This is a genomic window from Mycobacterium hackensackense, assembly GCF_025822555.1.
Taxonomy (GTDB): domain Bacteria; phylum Actinomycetota; class Actinomycetes; order Mycobacteriales; family Mycobacteriaceae; genus Mycobacterium; species Mycobacterium fluoranthenivorans.
The window spans coordinates 552,379-573,453 of sequence record NZ_JACKUC010000038.1 but is presented as its reverse complement, the minus strand read 5'-3'; the positions used below and the strand labels follow the sequence as shown (position 1 = coordinate 573,453).

At 68.9% G+C, this 21,075-nt stretch carries 17 protein-coding genes; 11 read left to right on the top strand and 6 right to left on the bottom strand.

Annotated elements, in window-relative coordinates; translation table 11 throughout:
* Positions 1-4: 4 nt before the first annotated feature.
* Together H7J86_RS31380 and ypfJ are read right to left on the bottom strand one after the other, a co-directional pair.
* Positions 5-541: a DinB family protein gene (locus tag H7J86_RS31380; protein WP_267295706.1), complete on the bottom strand. Its 537-nt coding sequence runs from the start codon at positions 539-541 to the stop codon at positions 5-7.
* Positions 538-1,428 (bottom strand): KPN_02809 family neutral zinc metallopeptidase, encoded by an 891-nt coding sequence (ypfJ, locus tag H7J86_RS31375; RefSeq protein ID WP_267295704.1) that lies wholly within the window; start codon positions 1,426-1,428, stop codon positions 538-540. Before ypfJ ends, H7J86_RS31380 begins: the two co-directional genes overlap by 4 nt.
* A 69-nt stretch (positions 1,429-1,497) precedes the next feature.
* Here ypfJ and H7J86_RS31370 point away from each other — a divergent pair, with 69 nt between their 5' ends.
* The gene (locus H7J86_RS31370; protein ID WP_267295702.1) at positions 1,498-2,973 is read left to right on the top strand and encodes a carboxylesterase/lipase family protein; all 1,476 of its coding nucleotides are present in this window, start codon (positions 1,498-1,500) and stop codon (positions 2,971-2,973) included.
* On the opposite strand, the gene H7J86_RS31365 is transcribed toward H7J86_RS31370, so the two are convergent.
* On the bottom strand, positions 2,970-3,464 hold the full coding sequence (locus H7J86_RS31365) for an SRPBCC family protein (RefSeq protein WP_090364422.1): 495 nt from the start codon (positions 3,462-3,464) through the stop codon (positions 2,970-2,972). The two genes, H7J86_RS31370 and H7J86_RS31365, sit on opposite strands and share 4 nt — an antisense overlap.
* A gap of 126 nt (positions 3,465-3,590) precedes the next feature.
* Here H7J86_RS31365 and aspS point away from each other — a divergent pair, with 126 nt between their 5' ends.
* From aspS to H7J86_RS31350, 3 genes are all read left to right on the top strand, one after another.
* Positions 3,591-5,372 carry an aspartate--tRNA ligase gene (aspS, locus tag H7J86_RS31360; RefSeq protein ID WP_090364423.1) on the top strand — a complete coding sequence of 594 codons (1,782 nt, stop codon included), beginning with the start codon at positions 3,591-3,593 and terminating at the stop codon, positions 5,370-5,372.
* Positions 5,365-5,811, top strand: coding sequence for a nitroreductase/quinone reductase family protein (locus H7J86_RS31355; protein ID WP_267295700.1), 447 nt, complete (start codon positions 5,365-5,367; stop codon positions 5,809-5,811). Before aspS ends, H7J86_RS31355 begins: the two co-directional genes overlap by 8 nt.
* 256 nt (positions 5,812-6,067) lie before the next feature.
* Positions 6,068-7,444 carry a hypothetical protein gene (locus H7J86_RS31350; protein ID WP_267295698.1) on the top strand — a complete coding sequence of 459 codons (1,377 nt, stop codon included), beginning with the start codon at positions 6,068-6,070 and terminating at the stop codon, positions 7,442-7,444.
* A gap of 13 nt (positions 7,445-7,457) precedes the next feature.
* Here H7J86_RS31350 and H7J86_RS31345 read toward each other — a convergent pair whose 3' ends face one another.
* Positions 7,458-8,642 (bottom strand): thiolase family protein, encoded by a 1,185-nt coding sequence (locus H7J86_RS31345; RefSeq protein WP_267295696.1) that lies wholly within the window; start codon positions 8,640-8,642, stop codon positions 7,458-7,460.
* A gap of 90 nt (positions 8,643-8,732) precedes the next feature.
* Between H7J86_RS31345 and H7J86_RS31340 the strand changes: the two genes are divergently transcribed.
* The 7 genes from H7J86_RS31340 (at position 8,733) to H7J86_RS31310 (ending at position 19,563) form a co-directional block, all read left to right on the top strand.
* Positions 8,733-9,215, top strand: coding sequence for a winged helix-turn-helix transcriptional regulator (locus H7J86_RS31340; RefSeq protein WP_267295694.1), 483 nt, complete (start codon positions 8,733-8,735; stop codon positions 9,213-9,215).
* Positions 9,216-9,338: 123 nt separating this feature from the next.
* A complete protein-coding gene (locus H7J86_RS31335; protein WP_267295692.1) occupies positions 9,339-10,679 on the top strand; it encodes a hypothetical protein in 1,341 nt (446 codons plus the stop codon).
* A gap of 29 nt (positions 10,680-10,708) precedes the next feature.
* Positions 10,709-11,620 (top strand): DUF389 domain-containing protein, encoded by a 912-nt coding sequence (locus H7J86_RS31330; RefSeq protein ID WP_090364430.1) that lies wholly within the window; start codon positions 10,709-10,711, stop codon positions 11,618-11,620.
* Between the two features lie 41 nt (positions 11,621-11,661).
* Positions 11,662-14,976, top strand: coding sequence for a transglutaminase family protein (locus tag H7J86_RS31325; protein ID WP_267295690.1), 3,315 nt, complete (start codon positions 11,662-11,664; stop codon positions 14,974-14,976).
* Positions 14,976-17,630, top strand: coding sequence for a circularly permuted type 2 ATP-grasp protein (locus H7J86_RS31320; RefSeq protein ID WP_187095324.1), 2,655 nt, complete (start codon positions 14,976-14,978; stop codon positions 17,628-17,630). Before H7J86_RS31325 ends, H7J86_RS31320 begins: the two co-directional genes overlap by 1 nt.
* Positions 17,597-18,493, top strand: coding sequence for a transglutaminase family protein (locus H7J86_RS31315; RefSeq protein ID WP_090364434.1), 897 nt, complete (start codon positions 17,597-17,599; stop codon positions 18,491-18,493). Before H7J86_RS31320 ends, H7J86_RS31315 begins: the two co-directional genes overlap by 34 nt.
* A gap of 11 nt (positions 18,494-18,504) precedes the next feature.
* On the top strand, positions 18,505-19,563 hold the full coding sequence (locus H7J86_RS31310; RefSeq protein WP_090364436.1) for a zinc-binding metallopeptidase family protein: 1,059 nt from the start codon (positions 18,505-18,507) through the stop codon (positions 19,561-19,563).
* On the opposite strand, the gene H7J86_RS31305 is transcribed toward H7J86_RS31310, so the two are convergent.
* Both H7J86_RS31305 and H7J86_RS31300 read right to left on the bottom strand, forming a co-directional pair.
* Positions 19,544-20,578, bottom strand: coding sequence for an NAD-dependent epimerase/dehydratase family protein (locus tag H7J86_RS31305; protein ID WP_267295688.1), 1,035 nt, complete (start codon positions 20,576-20,578; stop codon positions 19,544-19,546). The two genes, H7J86_RS31310 and H7J86_RS31305, sit on opposite strands and share 20 nt — an antisense overlap.
* Positions 20,571-21,050, bottom strand: coding sequence for a MerR family transcriptional regulator (locus H7J86_RS31300; protein WP_267295686.1), 480 nt, complete (start codon positions 21,048-21,050; stop codon positions 20,571-20,573). Before H7J86_RS31300 ends, H7J86_RS31305 begins: the two co-directional genes overlap by 8 nt.
* Between the last annotated feature and the right edge of the window lie 25 nt (positions 21,051-21,075).

Below are 21,075 nucleotides of genomic sequence, written 5' to 3'. Positions count from 1 at the left end.
AGGGTCAGAAGAGTTCGCCGGTGACGTCCCAAGCGTGGTGCGCGATATCGTGCAGGTGATAGAGGGCGATGGTGGCGATGGTGAATTCGCTTCCGTTGCTGCGTAACCCGCGCCGGGACCAGGCGTCGTCGGGGACGGAGCGATAGGTGTCCGACACCGTGGTGGCGGCATCGAACAGCTCGAGCGCGACCACCGCGGGGTCCTGGGCGCCGTAGTCGTCGGCCAGCGCGGTGGCATCCTGATCCCAGTTCGGGAATCGGGGTACGTCCTCGGTGAGCATCAGCCGGACCCGGTGGGCGAAGATGCGGTGCACGTCGCGGATGTGGCAGCCGTATTCCAGGATCGACCACACATCGGGCGCCGGGCGCTGCCGCACACCGGAGCGGGTCAACCGGTCGACCCAGTGGGTGGCATCGGTGGCGATGCGCTCGGCGACGTCGGTGTGGGCCACCCGTGCCGGGTCGAATCCGCAGTCCGGACAACGGCGGTCCAGCACCCAGGTCCAGTCTTTGGTGTCCGGTGTGACCGGATCGGTGCTCATCCCAGATCGCGGGCGGCGAAGGTGTCGCACTTCTTCGGATCGCCGGTCTGATAGCCGGTGGTGAACCACTTCTGGCGTTCGGCCGAGGATCCGTGCGTCCACTGTTCGGGGTTGATCCGGCCCGTCGACGCCTTCTGGATGCGGTCGTCGCCGACGGAGGACGCCGCCGACAGTGCGTCGGCAATATCCTTGTCGCTCAACGGCTCCAGGAACGGAACGCCGGTGCTCTCCTGTCTGGTGATCGACGCGTAGTGCGCCCAGATGCCGGCGTAGCAGTCGGCCTGCAGCTCGGTGCGCACCCCGTTGCCCTCGGCACCGCCCGGGCCCTGCTGGGCGCGGCCCAGGTTGCCGAGCAGGTCCTGCACGTGGTGGCCGAACTCGTGGGCCACCACATACTCCTGGGCCAGCGGGCCGCCGCTGGAACCGAATTGGTCGACCAGCACCTGGAAGAAGTCGGTGTCGAAATAGGCCGTCTTGTCCGCCGGGCAGTAGAACGGGCCGACGTCGGTGGTGGCCGGCCCGCAACCGGTGTCCACACTGCCGGTGAACAACCGGACGTGCGGCCGGGTGTAGCCCTTCAGCAGTTGTGACCAGACCCCGTCCACCGAGTTACCGGTGGCGATGATGCGGCAGCCCAGGATGTCGTTCGCGTCGGCGCCGGTCTTGCACTGGGACACGTCGAACCCCGGGGTGACCGACTGCTGGTTCTGGGTGACCTCGTTCTGCCCGAGCACGCTGTTGGGGTCGACTCCCAGGAACATCGCCACCACCACGATCAGCAGACCGCCCAGGCCGCCGCCGATCGCGATGCCGCGGCCCGGACCGCGGCCGCCACCGCTGCTGGAGGTGGTGCTCGTATCGATCTGCATGCCTTCGTTGAAGGTCATTTCCCCCACCAACTCCCTCTGCATCGTCGGCAACCGGCTGGGCTCAGCTTCCCACACTACGATTGCGGTGTGTCTCTCGTCGCTGAACTCCCGACGATCGTGGCGACCTCGCACGGCAAGCTGCGCGGCAGCACCGAAGGCGGTGTCGGAGTGTGGCGCGGTGTCGGCTACGCCGAACAGCCGTTGGGGGAGCTGCGTTTCCAGGGGCCGGCGCCCCTGCAGCCGTGGTCGGGGGTGCGCGATGCTCTCGAGCACGGTCCGCTGCCGCCGCAGGGCCGGTCCTTCGTGGGGGGTGGCCGGGACGACCCCAAGATGCGGGATGAGGCCTGTCTCACGGTGACCGTGTGGTCGCCGGACGTGTCGGGCTCGTTGCCGGTGATGGTGTGGATCCCCGGTGGTGCGTTCGTCTACGGTGCCGGGCAGCTGCAGTTGTACAACGGGTCCAGGCTGGCCCGTAACGGCGATGTGGTGGTCGTCAACGTCACCTACCGGCTCGGGGTGTTCGGTGGCTTCGAGCTGGGCGACCTGGGCGACGGCTTCGACGACAACCTGTGCCTGCGTGACCAGATCGCTGCGCTGCAATGGGTGCGCGACAATATCGCGGCGTTCGGCGGTGACCCGCAGCGTGTCACCGTGTTCGGCGAATCCGCCGGTGCCACATCGGTATTGGCGCTGCTGGCCAGTCCGGCCGCCGAGGGATTGTTCACCAGGGCGATCGCGCAGAGTCCCGCGCTGCCGCTGATCGCCGACCGGCAGACCAGGGCGCGGCAGGCGCAGACTTTTCTCGGGGAACTCGGCGCCGACGTCGACCATCTCAAACAGCTGCCGCAGCGCCGGTTGCGCCGGGCCGCCGGTGTGGTGCAGGCGGCCAGCGCCGCCGACACGCCGACGCTGGCCTTCGGGCTCACCCATGGTGTCGACCTGCTGCCACGGCATCCCATCGAGGCGGCCCGGGCCGGCGCGGTGCACGCCATCCCGCTGATCATCGGCACCAACAGTCATGAGGCGTCGATGTTCGCGTGGGGCAAACCCCCGATGCTGCCGACCACGCTGGAGTCGATCGACGGATTCTTCGCGCGCAGGGCGCCGCACGCCCGCAACCGGGTGCTCGGTGCGTACCCGGCCTACCCGCGCCGCCGGGCACTGGTGGATTTCGGCTCCGATGCCATGTTCGGCGCCCCGACCTGGGCGTTCGCCGACGCCTACAGTGCCCATGCGCCGGTGCACATGTACCGGTTCGACCACACCACCTGGACGTTGCGTGCCCTGGGCCTGGGCGCCACGCACGGCAGCGAGATCGTGCACATTCAGCACAGCTACGGCTCCTATCTGGGCCGTAAGCTGCATCCACTGGGCCGGCGGGTGCAGCCTGCGGTCGGCCGGCGGATGCAGCGTTCGTGGCTGGAGTTCGCCAGGGGCGGGCTGGACGAGTGGCCGTTCTACGACGCGCAGCGCCGGGCCACCCGGCTGATCGGCAGCGCACGGGACGTGACGGTGGAGGACCCCGACGAACGCCGGCGTGCGGCCTGGGCCGGCGTGTACTAGCGGGCGTAACGCCGGTCGGTGTACCGGCGCAGGTTGTGCAGGAATCGCTGGAACAGCCAACCCATCACCGGGCGGCCCGCGGTCATGCCGAGACGAGCAGCGGTGCCGTTGGGCTTCATCGCCATCACCCAGGTCAGGTTGCAGCCGCCTTCGGTGGGCACCACCCAGTAGTCCTCGGCGAACGCCGCGATGCTGTTGGTCGAGGCCTGATTGAACCGGAAAGCCATATGGCTGTGCGGTTCCCAGGACAGGAACTCTTCATCGCCGATGATGCCGCCACGCATGTGGACGGTGCGGGTGGTGCCGACGCCGTACGGCTGCGGGCTGGTCCAGGTCACCTTGGTGATGACGGAGGCCCAGTGCGGCCAGGACTGCGCGTCGGAGAGCACCTCGAACACCTGCTCCGGTGTGATGGCGAGGTCGACGGTGCTGACGAAACGGAACGGTGCCTCGGAGATGAAGTCCAGATCCACGGGTTCGCACGGATACATTTTCGGCACCCGTCGACCCTATCCGGGGTGGTCCGGGGAATGCTCATCGTGTAGCGGTGTCGGGACGAGCCGATCGCACTCTCTAGACTGGCTCAGTCGTCCCACCCGTCTTCATGAGGAGTTTTAGTGCTGCGCAGCCATGCCGCCGGTTCGTTGCGGTCCACCGATGCCGGTCAGACGGTGACGCTGGCGGGCTGGGTGGCACGCCGGCGCGACCACGGCGGCGTCATCTTCATCGACCTGCGTGACGCGTCCGGGGTGTCCCAGGTGGTCTTCCGTGATGCGGCGGTGCTGGAGCAGGCGCACCGGCTGCGCGCCGAATACTGCGTCGCGGTGACCGGCACCGTCGAGGTGCGGCCCGAGGGTAACGCCAACACCGAGATCCCCACCGGTGAGATCGAGGTCAACACCACCTCGCTGACCGTGCTCGGCGAAAGCGCACCGCTGCCGTTCCAGCTCGACGAGACCGCCGGTGAGGAAGCCCGGCTGAAGTACCGGTACCTGGACCTGCGCCGGGAGGGCCCGGGCAACGCAATCCGGTTGCGCTCCAAGGTCAATGCGGCGGCCCGCAATGTGCTGGCCGAGCACGATTTCGTCGAGATCGAGACCCCGACGCTGACCCGGTCCACCCCGGAGGGCGCGCGCGATTTCCTGGTGCCGGCACGGCTGCAGCCGGGTTCCTTCTACGCCCTGCCGCAGAGCCCGCAGCTGTTCAAGCAGTTGCTCATGGTCGCCGGGATGGAGCGCTACTACCAGATCGCCCGGTGTTACCGCGATGAGGATTTCCGCGCCGACCGTCAACCGGAGTTCACCCAGCTGGACATGGAGCTCAGCTTCGTCGAGGCCGACGATGTGATCGCGGTCTCCGAGCAGGTGCTCAAGGCGGTCTGGGCGCTGATCGGCTACGACCTGCCGTTGCCGTTGCCGCGGATCGGCTATGACGAGGCGATGCGCCGTTTCGGCTCCGACAAGCCCGACCTGCGGTTCGCCGTCGAACTCGTCGAGTGCACCGACTATTTCAAGGACACGCCGTTCCGGGTGTTCCAGGCGCCCTACGTGGGTGCGGTGGTCATGCCGGGCGGGGCGTCGCAGCCGCGGCGCACGCTGGACGGCTGGCAGGAGTTCGCCAAGCAGCGTGGCCACAAGGGCTTGGCCTATGTGCTGATCGGTGAGGACGGCACGCTGAGCGGTCCGGTCGCCAAGAACCTGACCGATGCCGAGCGTGCGGGACTGGCCGCGCACGTCGGGGCGAAGCCGGGGGACTGCGTCTTCTTCGCCGCCGGCACCCCCAAGGCGGGACGCGCCCTGCTCGGTGCCACCCGGATCGAGATCGCCAAGCGGCTGGACCTGATCGACCCGACGGCGTGGGCGTTCACCTGGGTGGTGGACTGGCCGCTGTTCGAGCCCGCCGACGATGCCACCGCCTCCGGTGACGTGGCGGTCGGCTCCGGTGCCTGGACCGCGGTGCACCACGCCTTCACCGCGCCGCAGGCCCAGTCGGTGGACACCTTCGACACCGATCCCGGTACCGCGCTGGCCGACGCCTACGACATCGTGTGCAACGGCAACGAGATCGGTGGCGGCTCGATCCGTATCCACCGCCGCGACGTCCAGGAGCGGGTCTTCGCGATGATGGGCATCGATCACGCCGAGGCCCAGGACAAGTTCGGATTCCTGTTGGACGCCTTCACTTTCGGCGCCCCGCCGCACGGCGGTATCGCGTTCGGCTGGGACCGCATCACCGCGCTGCTGGCCGGGTTGGACTCCATCCGCGAGGTCATCGCGTTCCCGAAGTCCGGTGGCGGGGTGGACCCGTTGACCGATGCGCCGGCCCCGATCACCGCGGCCCAGCGCAAGGAGTCGGGAATAGACGCCAAGCCCAAGACGGCTGACTCCACACATGAGTGACATCGACAAGGAAAAGCTCGTCGCCGACCCCGCGGCCCTCGACGAGTTCAACCGCAACATCATCGAAGAATTCCGCGCGAACGCCGGCAAGGTGGCCGCGTTCGAGGGTGGCAACCTGCTGTTGCTGCACAGCATCGGCGCCAGGACCGGCCATCCGCGGGTGACGCCGCTGGCCTACCTGAGCATCGACGGCCGGATGTACATCGTGGGTTCGTACGCGGGTGCGCCGAAGGATCCCGCGTGGGTGCACAACCTGCGGGCCGATCCGCACGCCAGGATCGAGGTCGGCACCGACGCGTATGACGTAGCGGTGCGCGAGCTGCCGCTGCCCGAGCGTGACGAGATCTATCCGAAGATCGCCGCCGCGGCGGCCGCGTTCGCCGAGTATCAGGCCAAGACCAGCCGGGTCATCCCGCTGTTCGAGCTGCAGCGGGTCTGAATGCGCGCCCCGAGCAGGGGCGATGGTCCCGAACGTGGTTGCGACGGTTACCGCGTCACCCCGAAATCAAAGTTCGGGGCCCGAAACCTGCAATTGTCACGTTTGCCGTTTGCGTTCGCGCATTCCCAGTTTTCCCTTAGGGTGGCAGTAACAGTGCTGCATACGACGCCGACGAAGTAGTCGGCGGCCGACTCCCGGAATGTCTTGCTGGGTCGCTGACTACCGGGCTCGACTCACCACTTCCCATGGGGGGATTTTGGAGACTCTGTCAGAACGCGTTTTCGCTGATCGTGCGCCACAGCGCGCCGACAACACGGTGGCCTATATCGACCAGGCGTCCTATGTGGGCCTGCGCGCACTTGGTCGCGGCCCGGTCATCCAGTTCACCTGGATCTACGAGCGCGGTGTCGATCTCGACGGGTTGCGCCGGCTCTGCCGCAATCTCGGGCAGACGATCCTCGGTCGCCGGTTGGAGCGGTCCCCGCTGCCGTTCGGCAGGCACCGCTGGGTGGCGGCGCCGCCACCCGGCGATATCGAGGTGATGGCCGTCGAACGCACCCGTGAGTCCATCTGGGAATGGGTGAGCGCGCGTGCCGACAAACCGGTGGACCCCGAGACGGGGCCCGCATGGCATCTCGCGGTGCAACCACTGACCGGTGGTGGCGATGCGGTGTCGCTTGCGGTGTCGCACACCGTGTCCGATGCCGGCGGGATCATCATGTCGATCGCGGAGGCACTCGACGGCACCGCGCGCGATCTCGGCTATCCACCGCCGCGGTCGCGCTCGTTGCCCACCGCCCTGCGTCAGGATCTCGGCACGACGCTGAGCACGCTGCGCCGAGTCCCGTCGGCGGTGATCGGCGCGGCGCGGATAGCGCGTGAGCAGAAAGACGAGCTGACCGATTCGGCGAAGGCGGTCCAGCCGGTGCGCCCCCACGTCGCGGACTCGGTCACCGTGCCGACGCTGGCGGTCAACGTCGACCTCGCCGAATTCGATGCGGTGGCCTCGGCGCTCGGTGGCACCCGCAACGTCCTGTTCGCCGCGGTGGCCGCACGACTGGGCCAGCTCATCGGACGGGTGGACGGTGCGGGCCGGGCGATGTTGTCCTTCCCGGTGAGTGAGCGCTCAGAGGGTGACACCACGGGTAACGCCCTGAACACCATCACGGTGCTCGTCGACCCGGCCACCGTCCTCGACGATCTCCGCGGGCTGCGTGCCGAGATGAAGCGGGCGCTGGTCACGATGGGCGAGCGGCGCGACGCCCTGATGGCCCCGCTGCCGTTGACGCCGTTCATCCCGAAGTTCGCGGTGCGGCGCCTGGAGAAGATGGTGCTCAAGGTCGGGGGACCGATCGGCTGCTCGAATCTCGGCGATCTGCCGGATCAGCTGAACCGTCCCGACGGCACCCACGCGGACTACTTCGATGCCAGGCTGGTCGAACCCGGTGTCACCGCAGCCGATTTCGCCGGTCGTGGCGGCCTGCTCTGGCTTGCGGTGGCCTTCCTGCACGGCAGGATGTCGCTGAACATCAGGTCGTGGTCGGTCGACGGCCCGAATTCCGTTGCGGGACTGTCCGAAGCGGTGATCGGAGCGTTCGCGGAATTCGGGCTGTCGGCCGTGATCGAGCACTGACGGCGGCCGAGTACTAGAGCCGTTCGATGATGGTGGCGTTGGCCATGCCCCCACCCTCGCACATCGTCTGCAGCCCGTAGCGGCCGCCGCGTTGCTGCAGGGCATTGACCAGGGTGGTCATGATCCGCGCGCCACTGGCGCCCAGCGGGTGCCCGAGGGCGATGGCGCCGCCGTTGACGTTCACCTTGGCCAGGTCGGCACCGACCTCCGAAGCCCAGCTCAGCACGACCGGCGCGAACGCCTCGTTCACCTCGAACAGGTCGATGTCCGACAGCGCCAGTCCTGCCTTGCGCAGCACCTTCTCGGTGGCCGGGATGACGCCGGTCAGCATGTACAGCGGATCGGAACCCACGACGGTGGTGGTGTGGATCCGGGCCAGCGGTGTCAACCCCAGCCGCGCGGCGGTCGCACCGCTGGTGATCATCACCGCGGCACTGCCGTCGGACAGCGGTGACGAGTTGCCGGGGGTGATCTCCCAGGCGATCTGCGGGAAGCGCGCGGCGTACGCCTCGTTGTAGAACGCGGGCCGCAGACCGGCCAGGGTTTCCACGGTGGTGCCCGGCCGGACGATCTCGTCGGTGCTCAGCCCGGCGAGTGGGGCCAGCTCGTTGTCGAACAGGCCGGCCTTCGTCGCGGCCGCCGCCTTCTCATGGCTGCCCGCCGAGAACTCGTCCAGCTGGGCGCGCGAGAGCTGCCACTTCGCCGCGATCAGCTCCGCGCTGATGCCCTGCGGGACAAGGCCGTCCGGGTAGCGGGCCGCCATATCGAGGCCGAAGGGGTCGCTTCCGGGCAGCACCGACGAGCCCATCGGCACCCGCGACATGGACTCCACACCCGCGGCGATGACGATGTCGTAGGCGCCGGCCAGCACGCCCTGGGCGGCGAAGCTGATGGCCTGCTGGCTGCTGCCGCACTGGCGGTCCACCGTGGTACCGGGCACCGTCTCCGGGAACCCCGCGCCCAGCAGGGCGTTACGGGCGATGTTCACCGCCTGGTCGCCGACCTGGGTGACCGCGCCGGCGATGACATCGTCGACCTGAGCCGGGTCGACGCCGGTGCGGGCGATCAGCTCGCGCAGGCTGTGCGCCAGCAGATCGGCCGGCAGCACGCCGTGCAAGGCGCCGTTGGCCTTGCCCTTGCCGATCGGGGTGCGTACCGCACCGACGATCACCGCATCGCGACCTGAGTATCCGGACATGTTCGCTCTCCTCGCCACTGAGTATTGCTTTCTATACTCAGATGTAACACCTGGGTATATCTACATCAACCCAGCGGTAGAGTGATGTGCATGACAGTTCTGCAGGGAGTGCTCGCGGACCGCGATGCCTGGTCGGCGGCGGGGCATTGCCCCATCGAGAAGGCGATGGGGCTGATCGGCACCAAGTCGGCGATGTTGATCATGCGTGAGGCCTTCTACGGCACGACCCGGTTCGACGACTTCGCCCGCCGGGTCGGGATCACCAAGGCCGCCGCGTCGGCGCGGCTGTCCGAACTGGTCGACGCCGGGCTGCTGACCAAGCAGCCCTACCGGGAACCGGGGCAGCGCAGCCGGGACGAGTACGTGCTCACCGAGGCGGGCACCGACCTGATGCCCGTGGTGTGGGCGATGTTCGAGTGGGGTCGAAAACACCTCAAGGACAGCGGCCTGCGGCTCACCCACCTGGACTGCGGGTCCGACGCGGGAGTGGAGGTCCGGTGCGCGCAGGGCCACCCGGTGCCGCCGGCCGAACTCGGTATGCGGCTGGCCAGAAGGGGCACAAGCCGCACATAGCAAACGCTCACGCCATCCACCGGGATGTCATATGCTCCTCGCGGAATTCGAGATCACGTGAGCCAGGGGGGCCCAGCCGCGTGCCGATCGATCAGCCACGGCGAGAAAGGCCCCCACACCGGTATGACGCTCCCGCCTGACAATACGCTGGCCTATATGGACCAGGGCTCCTATCTCGCCCTGCGGGCGCTGGGGCGCGCCCCGGTCATCCAATACGTCTGGATCTACGACCGCAGTGTCGACCTGGCCGGTCTGCGGACCTTCCACGCCAACCTGCACGACGGTTTGCTGGGCCGTCGGCTGGAGCGGTCGGTGGTCCCGTTCGGCAGGCACCACTGGGTCCGGTCGGACAACCCGGAGAGCCTCGACATCGCAACCGTCGAGCGCAGCCGCGACGAGGTCTGGGACTACGTCGAGGAACGGGTGAACGTGCCCGTCGACCCCGAACACGGGCCGCCCTGGCATCTCGGGGTGCAACCGCTGATCGGGGGCGGCGCGGTCGTCACGCTGGTGGTGTCGCACACCGTGGCCGACGCCGGTGCGCTGATCGACTCGATCGTCGGCGCGGTCTCGGGCACCGGCCGGAACCTGAACTATCCGGCGCCGGGCGCGCGGACGCGGCGGCAGGCGTTCGGTGCCGACCTGCGCACCGCGTGTCGCGCGCTCCGGGAGGTTCCCGGCGCCCTGGCCGGCGCCGCTCGGCTGGCCCGCGAGCAGTCGGGTGAGCTGTCGGCCTCGGCGCGTTCGACGCCGACGGTGCGGGCCCGGCGGTCGGACCGCCCGGTCGGGCTGCCCATGGTGGCGGCGGCGGTCGACCAGACCGCCTGGGACGAGCGGGCCAAAGCGCTGGGCGGCACCAGCAACGTGTTGCTGACCGGTCTGGGTATCCGGGTCGGGGTGCTGATGGGGCGCGTCGGCGCCGACGGGCAGGCGATGCTGTCGTTACCGGTCAGCGAGCGGGTCGAGGGGGACACCCGGGGAAACGCCCTCAACTCGATCACCGTCCACACCGGCGCCGCGGCGGTCACCTCCGATCTCGGGGAGGTGCGGCGCGGGATCAAGACCGAACTCACCCAGTTGGCGGGGAAGCGGGAGTTGTTGCTGGCGCCCCTGCCGCTGGTGCCCTACACCCCGAAATTCCTGCTGCGCCGCCTGGAGATGGTGGCGCTCAAGGTCGGTAAGCCCATCGGGGTGTCGAACATGGCCGACCTGCCCAAGGAGGTCAACCGTCCGGACGGCTCGGAGGCGGACTTCTTCACCTCGCGGTTGGCCGAGCCCGGTCTGACCGAGGCCGATCTGGACCGGATGGGCGGCCGCATGATGCTCGCCTCGGGCAACGTGGCGGGCAAGGTGTGCCTGTCCGTGGTGGCGTGGGAGCCCGGCGCTGCGAATACCAAAGCGGCACTCGTGGAATCGGTGCGGCAGGCGCTGACGGACTTGGGTCTGAGCGCCGACGTGGAGTAGCGCCGGTGGGCGCCGGATAGCCTTCAGGCGTGCTGCAGATACGGGTGATCGCGCCGGCGGAACTGACCGAGTCGGTGCTTGAGCTCTGCCGGCACACTCCGGGCGTCGCGCATGTCGTCGTGCACCGCGGTGCCGCCGTCGAACCGGCCGGCGACCTCGTCGCCGTCGACGTGGCGCGGGAGTCGGCCGACAGGATGGTCGGCCGGCTCAAGGCGCTCGGTTTGACCGACGACGGCGCCATCACCCTGGAGGCCCTCGGCACGGTGCTGTCCAAGGCCGGGTTCAGGGCCGACGACGAGGCCGAGGGCGACGGGGCCGACGCGGTGTTGTGGGACGAGTTGCTGGCGCGCACCCGCGAGGAGTCCAGTCTGTCGGTGACCTTCCTCGCTTTTCTGTGCATCGCCTGCTTGCTGGCCGCGGTGGGTGTGCTGACAGATTCGGCGGTCACGGTCGTCGGCGCCATGGTGGTGGGTCCGGAATTCGGTCCGCTGGCCGCGTTGGCGGTGGCGCTGGTGCGGCGCCGCGCAGCCCTGGCGCGGCGGGCGGCCGCGGCGCTGTTGATCGGCTTTCCGCTGGCGATGGTCCTGACGGGTGTCGCCACCCTCGGTTTCGAGGCGCTCGGCTGGGTGGCACTGACCAGCACCCGGAACCTCGAGCAGGTCGACTTCATCTTCCAGGTGGGCCCGTTCTCCTTCGTGGTGGCGCTGCTGGCTGGAGCTGCCGGAATGCTGTCGCTGGTGTCTGCCAAATCGGCTGCCCTGGTAGGGGTTTTCATCTCGGTCACCACGGTGCCCGCCGCGGGCTTCGCGGTGGTTGCTGCCACCGTCGGCGATTGGGACATCGCGGCGTACTCGGTCTTGCAGCTGATGGTCAATCTGATCGGCATCGTGGCGGCCGGCGTCGTGGTGCTGGCAGCACACCGGAGGCTGCACGACGCGTAACCGTGCTGCGCGGGCCCCTGTGGTGTGGTGGGATTCCCGTCATGGGAATCAAGGTGGCGCTGGAGCACCGCACCAGCTACACGTTCGACAGACTCGTGGAGTTGTATCCGCATGTGGTGCGGCTGCGCCCCGCCCCGCACTCCCGCACCCCGATCGAGGCCTACTCGTTACAGGTCGAGCCGGCCGACCACTTCATCAACTGGCAGCAGGACGCCTTCGGCAACTTCCTGGCCAGGCTGGTGTTCCCGAACCGGGCCAGCAGCCTCACCATCACCGTCGGTCTGATCGCCGACCTGAAGGTGATCAACCCCTTCGACTTCTTCATCGAGGAATGGGCCGAAACGGTCCCGTTCACCTACCCGCGGGCGCTGGCCGAGGATCTCAAGCCCTACCTGCGCCCGGTCGACGAGGCCGGTGCCGGCACCGGCCCCGGTGAGCTGGTCGCAGCCTGGGTGAAGAACTTCCACGTCCCCGACGGCACGCGCACCATCGATTTTCTGGTGGCGCTCAACCGCGCCGTGAACGCCGACGTCGGCTACAGCGTCCGGATGGAGCCGGGTGTGCAGACCCCGGACCACACGCTGCGCACCGCGATCGGTTCCTGCCGCGATTCGGCGTGGCTGCTGGTGTCGATCCTGCGCCAGTTGGGCTACGCCGCGCGGTTCGTCTCCGGCTACCTGGTGCAGCTGACCTCCGATGTCGAGGCGCTCGACGGTCCGTCCGGCCCGGCCGCCGACTTCACCGATCTGCACGCCTGGACCGAGGTGTACGTGCCCGGCGCCGGGTGGATCGGCCTGGATCCCACCTCGGGTCTGTTCGCCGGGGAAGGTCACATCCCGCTGTCGGCCACGCCGCACCCGGAGTCCGCCGCGCCGATCACCGGCTCGACCGGAAAGTGCGAGACCACGCTGGAATTCTCCAACGTCGTCACCCGGGTGCACGAGGATCCGCGCGTCACGCTGCCCTACACCCCGGCCGCCTGGGCCTCGATCATCGATCTGGGGGAGAAGGTGGACGCCCGGCTGTCGGCGGGCGATGTCCGCCTGACCGTGGGCGGCGAACCGACCTTCGTCTCCATCGACAACCAGACCGATCCCGAATGGACCACCGAGGCCGACGGCCCGCACAAACGCCAGCGGGCCTCGGCGCTGGCTGCCCGGCTGAAGAAGGTGTGGGCACCGCAGGGACTGGTGCAGCGCAGCCAGGGCAAGTGGTATCCGGGAGAACCGTTGCCGCGCTGGCAGATCGGGTTGTTCTGGCGGGTCGACGGTGCGCCGCTGTGGAGCGACCCGTCGCTGCTCGCCGACCCCTGGGGCCAGACCAATCCCGAGCCGGCCCCCGACGGGGCCGACGCCGCACTGCTGGGAGCGGTCGCCGACGGGCTGACGCTGCCGGCCAGCCAGGTCCGGCCGGCCTTCGAGGATGCGCTGAGCCGGTTGGCGGGTGCGGTGCGGCTGCCCGCCGGTGACCCGGTCGACACGGCCGACGACCTGAGTGCCGACGATGCGGCGTCCCGCGCCGCGTTGCTGGCCCGCCTCGACGAATCCGTCGTCGAACCCGCCGCGCACGTGCTGCCGCTGCACCGCCGCGACGACGACTCGGGCTGGGCCAGTGCGGACTGGCAGCTGCGGCGCGGCCGCATCGTCCTGCTCGAGGGGGATTCACCGGCCGGTCTGCGCCTGCCGCTGAACGCCATCAGCTGGCATGCGCCGCGACGGACCTTCGAGGCCGACCCGCTGACCCAGGACGGCACCCTGCTACGGGGCCCAGCCCAGCAGGCCGAGGCATCCGTCGAGCCGACCGAGGATGCACCCCCCACCGCACTGGTGGCCGAGATCCGGGACGGTTTCCTCTACGTCTTCCTGCCGCCCACCGACACCCTGGAGGACTTCCTCGACCTGGTGTCACGGGTGGAAGCCGCGGCGGCGGCGATCGCATGCCCCGTGGTCATCGAGGGGTACGGGCCACCCCACGACGGCCGGCTGACGTCCATGACGGTCACCCCCGACCCGGGTGTCATCGAGGTCAACGTGGCGCCCACGGCCAGCTTCGCCGACCAGCGAGCGCAGCTGGAGACGTTGTACGAAGAAGCCCGGCTGGCGCGCCTTTCCACCGAGTCGTTCGACGTGGACGGCACCCACGGCGGCACCGGCGGTGGCAACCACATCACCCTGGGCGGCATCACCCCGGCGGACTCGCCGCTGCTGCGCCGTCCCGATCTGCTGGTGTCGCTGTTGACCTACTGGCAGCGCCACCCCTCGTTGTCCTACCTGTTCGCGGGTCGCTTCATCGGCACCACCTCGCAGGCGCCGCGGGTCGACGAGGGCCGCTCGGAATCCCTGTACGAATTGGAGATCGCGTTCGCCGAGATCGCCCGGCTGGCCGAGATCGGTGCCGCCAAACCGTGGGTGACCGACCGCGCGCTGCGGCATCTGCTCACCGATATCACCGGCAACACGCACCGGGCCGAGTTCTGCATCGACAAGCTCTACAGCCCCGACAGCCCGCGTGGCCGGCTCGGCCTGCTGGAGCTGCGCGGGTTCGAGATGCCACCGCACCACCAGATGGCCATGGTGCAGTCGCTGCTGGTGCGCTCGTTGGTGGCGTGGTTCTGGGATGAGCCGCTGCGCGCCCCGTTGATCCGGCACGGGGAGAATCTGCACGGCCGATACCTGTTGCCGCACTTCCTGATTCAGGATATCGCCGATGTCGCCGGTGATCTGCGTGCGCACGGGGTCGACTTCGACACCAGCTGGCTGGACCCGTTCACCGAGTTCCGCTTCCCGCGGATCGGCACCGCGGTGTTCGACGGCGTCGAGATCGAACTGCGGGGCGCCATCGAGCCGTGGAACGTGCTGGGGGAGGAGTCCACCGCCGGGGGCACCGCACGTTATGTCGACTCGTCGGTGGAGCGCGTGCAGGTGCGCCTGATCGGCGCGGACCGGCACCGGTACATCGTCACCGTCAACGACCAGCCGATCCCGTTGCTGGCCACCGACAAGGCCGACGTCCAGGTCGGCGGTGTGCGCTTCCGCGCCTGGCAGCCGCCCAGCGCGCTGCACCCCACCATCACCGTCGACGGGCCGCTGCGCTTCGAGCTCATCGACACCCTCACCGGTTCGTCGAAGGGTGGCTGCACCTACCACGTGGCCCATCCCGGCGGCCGCGCCTACGACAGCCCACCGGTGAACGCCGTCGAGGCCGAATCGCGCCGCGGACGCCGGTTCGAGGTGGCCGGATTCACTCCGGGCCGGCTGGATCTGTCCGATCTCCGGGAGAAGCAGGCGCGCCAGTCCACCGATATGGGTGCGCCGGGGATTCTTGACTTGCGCCGGGTGCGTACCGTTCTGCGGTAATGGTCCTTCGCGCAAACGGCTCACCGGAGCCGAATATCGGTGTGTCCGGCACCACCTCGGCTTCGACCGACGATGTGCTGGTGGGGTACCGCGCTGCCCGCGCCCAGCAGGCGTTGTTCGATGTCCGGGGCATGGCGGGCAGCGGATACGACGAGTTCGTCGACCCCGCGGGCGGCGTTCGGCCCACCTGGCGTGAACTGGCCGAGTGCGTCGGCGAGCGCGGTCGCGACGGTCTGGATCAGCTGCGCGGTATCGTCCGCGGGCTGGTCGACGACGACGGCATCACCTACGTGCACGTGGATCCGTCCTCGCCGGCGAGTGACGGCGTCTCGGTGCCGTGGCACCTGGACGCGCTGCCCCTGCTGGTGTCGGCCGCGGACTGGAACGTGCTGGAGGCGGGCCTGGTGCAGCGCTCCCGGCTGCTGGACGCCGTACTGACCGATCTGTACGGCGAACGCCGGTCCATCACCAGCGGCGTGCTGCCGCCCCAGTTGCTGTTCGCCCACCCGGGCTATGTGCGTGCGGCACACGGTATCGAGGTGCCGGGCCGCCACCAGTTGTTCCTGCACGGCTGTGATGTCAGCCGCGCCGCCGACGGCAGCTTCCGGGTGAACGCCGACTGGACCCAGGCGCCCTCGGGCGCCGGATACGCGATGGCCGGGCGGCGCGTCATCGCGCACGCCGTTCCCGATCTGTACGAGCGGGTCGGTCCGCGCCCCGCATCGCCCTGGGCGCAGGCGTTGCGACTGGCATTGATCGACGCGGCGCCTGAGACCGCCGAGGAACCGGTCGTGGTGGTGCTCAGTCCGGGTGCGCATTCCGAGACCGCCTTCGACCAGGCGTACCTGGCCACCGTGCTCGGTTTCCCGCTGGTCGAGAGTGCCGACCTGGTGGTGCGCGACGGCCGGTTGTGGATGCGTTCACTGGGCACGCTCAAACGGGTCGACGTGGTGTTGCGCCGGGTCGACGCCGAGTACGTCGACCCACTCGACCTGCGTGCCGACTCGCGGCTCGGGGTGGTCGGCCTCGTCGAGGTGCTGCGCCGCGGGGCCGTGACGGTGGTCAACACACTGGGCAGCGGTGTCCTGGAAAGCCCTGCGCTGCTTCGCTTTCTGCCCGAGCTGGCCGAACTGCTGGTCGGCGAGGTACCCCAGTTGCACAGCGGTGGGGTGTATTGGGCCGGCTATGCCAACGAGCTCTCACACATCCGGGCGAACCTGGCCACGCTGCTGATCAAACCGGTCGACGGCGGTCGCACCATCGTGGGCCCGACGCTGCCGCCGGCTCGTCGCGACGAGCTCGCTGACCGGATCGCCGCGACGCCGTGGCGATGGGTGGCACAGGAACTGCCCGAGTTCTCCTCCGCGCCCACCGATTACTACAAGGGTGGGCTGTCCGCGGCCAGTGTGGGTATGCGGCTGTTCACCGTGGCCCAGCGCGGCGGCTACGCGCCGATGATCGGCGGACTGGGATTCCTTCCGGCGCAGGGAAGTTCGGCGTACACGATGAACACCGTGGCCGCCAAGGACATCTGGGTGCGCACCCCGGACCGGGTCAGGGCGGTGCCGGCGCCGTCGATCGAGCTGCCGGTGATGACACCGAGCCCGACCCGCGCGGTGAGTTCGCCGCGCGTGCTGTCGGATCTGTTCTGGATGGGTCGCTACGCCGAGCGCGCCGAGAACATGGCGCGTCTGCTGACGGTCACGCGCGAGCGGTATCACGAATACCGCTACCGCCAGGACATGGACGGCAGCCAGTGTGTGCCGGTGCTGCTGTCCGCGATCGGTTCCATCACCGGTACCAATATCGGCGCGGGCAGTGACGATCACGAGATGATCGCCATCGCGCCCAGCACGCTGTGGGCGGTGACCGCCGACCGGCGGCGCTCCGGGTCGTTGGCGCAGGCGGTGGAACGTCTGGGCCTGGCCGCCCGCGGTGTGCGCGACCAGATGTCCAACGACACCTGGATGGTGCTGGCCTCGGTGGAGCGCGCCGTGGGACACCGGGCCGCCACCCCGCCCGAATCGCAGACCGACGGTGACGCCTACCTGGCCGCCGCGCACAGCAAGACCCTGGCCGGCATGCTGGCGCTCTCCGGGATGGCGGCCGAGTCGATGGTGCAGGACATCGGCTGGACGATGATGGACATCGGCAAGCGCATCGAGCGGGGCCTGGGCCTCACCGCGTTGCTGCGGGCCACCCTCACCGAGGTGCGCAGCCGGGACGCCGAGCAGACGGTCACCGAATCCACGCTGGTGGCCTGTGAATCGTCGGTCATCTACCGGCGCCGGATGCTGGGCCAGGTCAGCCTGGCCGCGCTGACCGAACTGGTGCTCTTCGACGGGGAGAACCCGCGATCGTTGGCCTATCAGTTCGAACGGTTGCGCGCCGGCCTGAAACGGTTGCCGTCCGCGTCGGGTGCCTCGCGCCCGGAACGGCTGGTCGAGGAGATCGCCACCCGGTTGCGTCGTATCGACCCGCTGGATCTGGAGGTGGTCGCCACGGATGGCACCCGCGCCGAACTGGCCGAGCTGCTCGACGGGATCCACGCCAGTCTGCGTGATCTGTCCAACCTCATCACCGCGTCGCATCTGTCCCTGCCCGGCGGTATGCAACCGCTGTGGGGACCCGACGAGAGGCGGGAATTACCGTGAGCTCCAGGGGTTACGAGATCACCCACCGCACCACCTACCGGTACTCCGACGTGGTGACCAGCTCCTACGGCCGGGGCTTCCTCATCCCGCGCAGTTCGTCACGGCAGCGCTGCCTGGCCCACGAACTGCTCATCGACCCGGATCCCGCCGACAGCTCCACCAGCCGCGACGCCTACGGCAATATCAGCTCCTACTTCCACGTCACCGAACGCCATCGCACGTTGACGGTCACCAGCCGCGCGGTCGTCGAGGTCGACGCGCCGCCGCCGGACTATTACACCGATGCCGCCCTACAGCTGCCGTGGGAGCAGGCGCGCCCGGTCGGGTTGGCCTGCGAATTCGCCATGGATCTGGTGCCGCCGGAGATCACCGACGAGATACGTGCTTACGCGGCACCGAGTTTCACGCCGGGGCGGCCGCTCATCGAGGTGGTGCGCGAGCTCACTTCGCGGATCTACCACGATTTCACCTACCTGCCCGGGTCCACCACGGTGTCCACCGGTGTCGCCGAGGTGCTCACCGAGCGCGAGGGCGTGTGCCAGGATTTCGCCCGGTTGGCCATCGCCTGCCTGCGCGCCAACGGGTTGGCCGCGAGCTACGTTTCGGGCTATCTGGCCACCGACCCGCCGCCGGGCAAGGAGCGGATGGTCGGGGTCGACGCCACCCATGCCTGGGCCTCGGTGTGGACACCGGGGGATCGGTGGCTCGCCTTCGATCCCACGAACAACCAATTGATCGACGAACGCTACGTCGTCGTCGGCTTCGGCCGCGATTACGCCGATGTTCCCCCGTTGCGCGGCATCATCTACACCGACTCGGAGAGTAGCGTGATAGACGTCGCGGTCGACGTCGCGCCGTACTAGGGGGAGGGTTCATGCGGGATTTCACGTGCCCGAACTGTGGTCAGCACCTGGCTTTCGAAAACTCGGTATGTTTGTCCTGCGGTGCCGCGCTGGGATTTTCGCTCGAGGACAAGGCGCTGCTGGTGATCGCGTCCGCCGAGCACAGCGGGCATGCCGGCGCGGTGGCCAGCAGCGAGTATCAGCTGTGCGCCAATCTTCATGTGGCCGAATGTAACTGGCTGGTCCGAACGGCGGGGCCGCCGCAGCTCTGTGCCTCGTGCATGCTCACCCGGACCCGGCCCAGTGACGGCGACGAAAAGGCGTTGGCATCGTTCGCGGGGGCGGAACGGGCCAAACGCCGACTGTTCGTCGAACTGTACGAGTTGCACCTGCCGGTGGTCGGGCGCGATGTCGACCCGCAGTACGGCCTGGCGTTCGATCTGCTCTCCAGTGAGCACGAGAAGGTGCTCACCGGTCACGTCAACGGCGTCATCACCCTGGATCTGGCCGAGGGCGACGATGTGCACCGCGAGCAGTTGCGTATCGAGATGTCCGAGCCGTACCGCACCCTGCTCGGGCACTTCCGCCACGAGATCGGGCACTACTACTTCTACCGGTTGGTGGGACCGTCGCCCGACTACCGGGCGCGGTTCGAGGCGCTGTTCGGCGATCCCGATGCCGACTATCAGGCCGCGCTGAACCGGCATTACAACAACGGAGCGCCGCAGGGCTGGGAGGAGACCTACGTGTCCTCCTATGCGACCATGCACCCGGCCGAGGACTGGGCCGAGACCTTCGCCCACTATCTGCACATCCGCGACACCCTGGACACCTCTGCGGCGTTCGGGTTCGCTCCGGCCAGCGCCACCTTCGATCGTAAGATGTTGGGCCCCAGTGGCTTTGACACCATCATCGAGATGTGGCTGCCGCTGGCCTGGGCGCTGAACATGGAGAACCGGTCGATGGGCAAGGACGATCTGTATCCGTTCGTGCTGCCCCCGGCTGTGCTGGAGAAGATGCGGTTCATCCATACCGTGGTCGACGAGTCGACCTCGGCCAAGCCGGCCGAGCTCAGCGCCTCGACGCGCTGAGCTCGAGCAGACTCTGGGCGGTGGCGGTGACCGCATCGGCCGCCGAACGTGGCTGCCAGCCCAGCATTTCGGTGGCCTTGGCGTGCGACACCTGTTTCGGCTCGCCGAGCAGACCGGCGAAGATCGCCAGCTCCGGACGGGTGGCGGCGACGGCACGGAAGTCGTCATCGTCGACGACGAGTTCGGGCACCTGCGCCGCGCGGTCACCCAGCCGGGAGCGAAGCGTCGCGGCGATCTCGGGCAGCGTCACCGCGGCACCGGCGCTGGCCAGGTAGCGCTGTCCGGCCGCCACCGGGCTGGCCATGGCCCGCAGGTGCAGGTCGGCCACGTCGCGGACGTCGACCACGGCGAAGGACGCCCTCGGCAGCGGTGAGGGTCGACCGCTCAGCAGCATGGCGATGATGCCGACCGAGCTGGACAGCTTCGGCCCGAGAACCGGCCCGAACACGCCCACCGGATTGATCACCGTCAGCTCGGGTGCCCCCGGCGTGGCCGCGACGAAGTCCCACGCGGCCCGTTCGGCGAGGGTCTTCGACAGCACATAGGGGCTGTTGTCGTCGGACGGGTCGGTCCAGTCGGATTCGTCGTAGACCCATCCCGCCGGTCGGGGGCTGTACCCGACGGCGGCGAAGGATGAGGTCAGCACCACGCGCCGGACACCGCCCGCCGTCGCGGCGCGCAGCACCCTCAGGGTTCCTGCACGGGCCGGCACGATGAGATCGTCGGGATCGTCGGGCTGCTGCGGGGGAAAGGGCGACGCCATGTGCAGGACGTAGGTGACACCGGCCACCGCCTCGGCCCAGCCGGTGTCCTCGGTGAGGTCGGCCGCGGCGAAACTCAGCTCGGTGGTGTCCGCGCCCGCCCTGGTGAGGGTGTCGCGCACCTCGGCTTCACCGGCGGCCGATCGCGCCGTGGTGCGCACCCGGTGTCCGGCCGCGAGCAGTTGCGCAATGGTGTGTCCGGCAAGGAATCCCGATCCGCCGGTGACCAGGGTCAGGGCCGTGGGTTCAGTCATGGTGTGTTGCCTCTTCCTCAAGTAGTCGGTTGCCCAGCGCGATGATCTCCGGGATCAGGCGTTGTTCGGCGTCGCTGTCACCGCATTGGCGGGCCGCCCACATATCAGCCTTGGCCGCGACATAGCGCCGGCGCACCTGCAGCCGCCTGATCTCGTCGCCCAGGCGCTGCGCGTGTGCGGCGAACAGCCGCTGCTGGTCGGCCGCCGAGTCGGGGCCGCCGCGCATGTTGTCCACGTAGGTCCGCATATCCCGCACCGACATCCCGGTGCCGCGCAGGCAGGCCAGTGATTCGACCGCCGTGACCAGCTCCGGCGGGTACCGGCGGTGTCCGCTGCTCGGGTCGCGGGGAACCGGGTCGAGCAGCCCGATGCGCTCGTAGTAACGCAGCGCCGACTCACTCAACCCGGTGCGCCGGGCCACCTGTTGGATGGTCAGGTCGGCGAGGACGGGGACGGCCAGGTCGATGGGCATACCTGCACTCTGCCGAACTTGAACC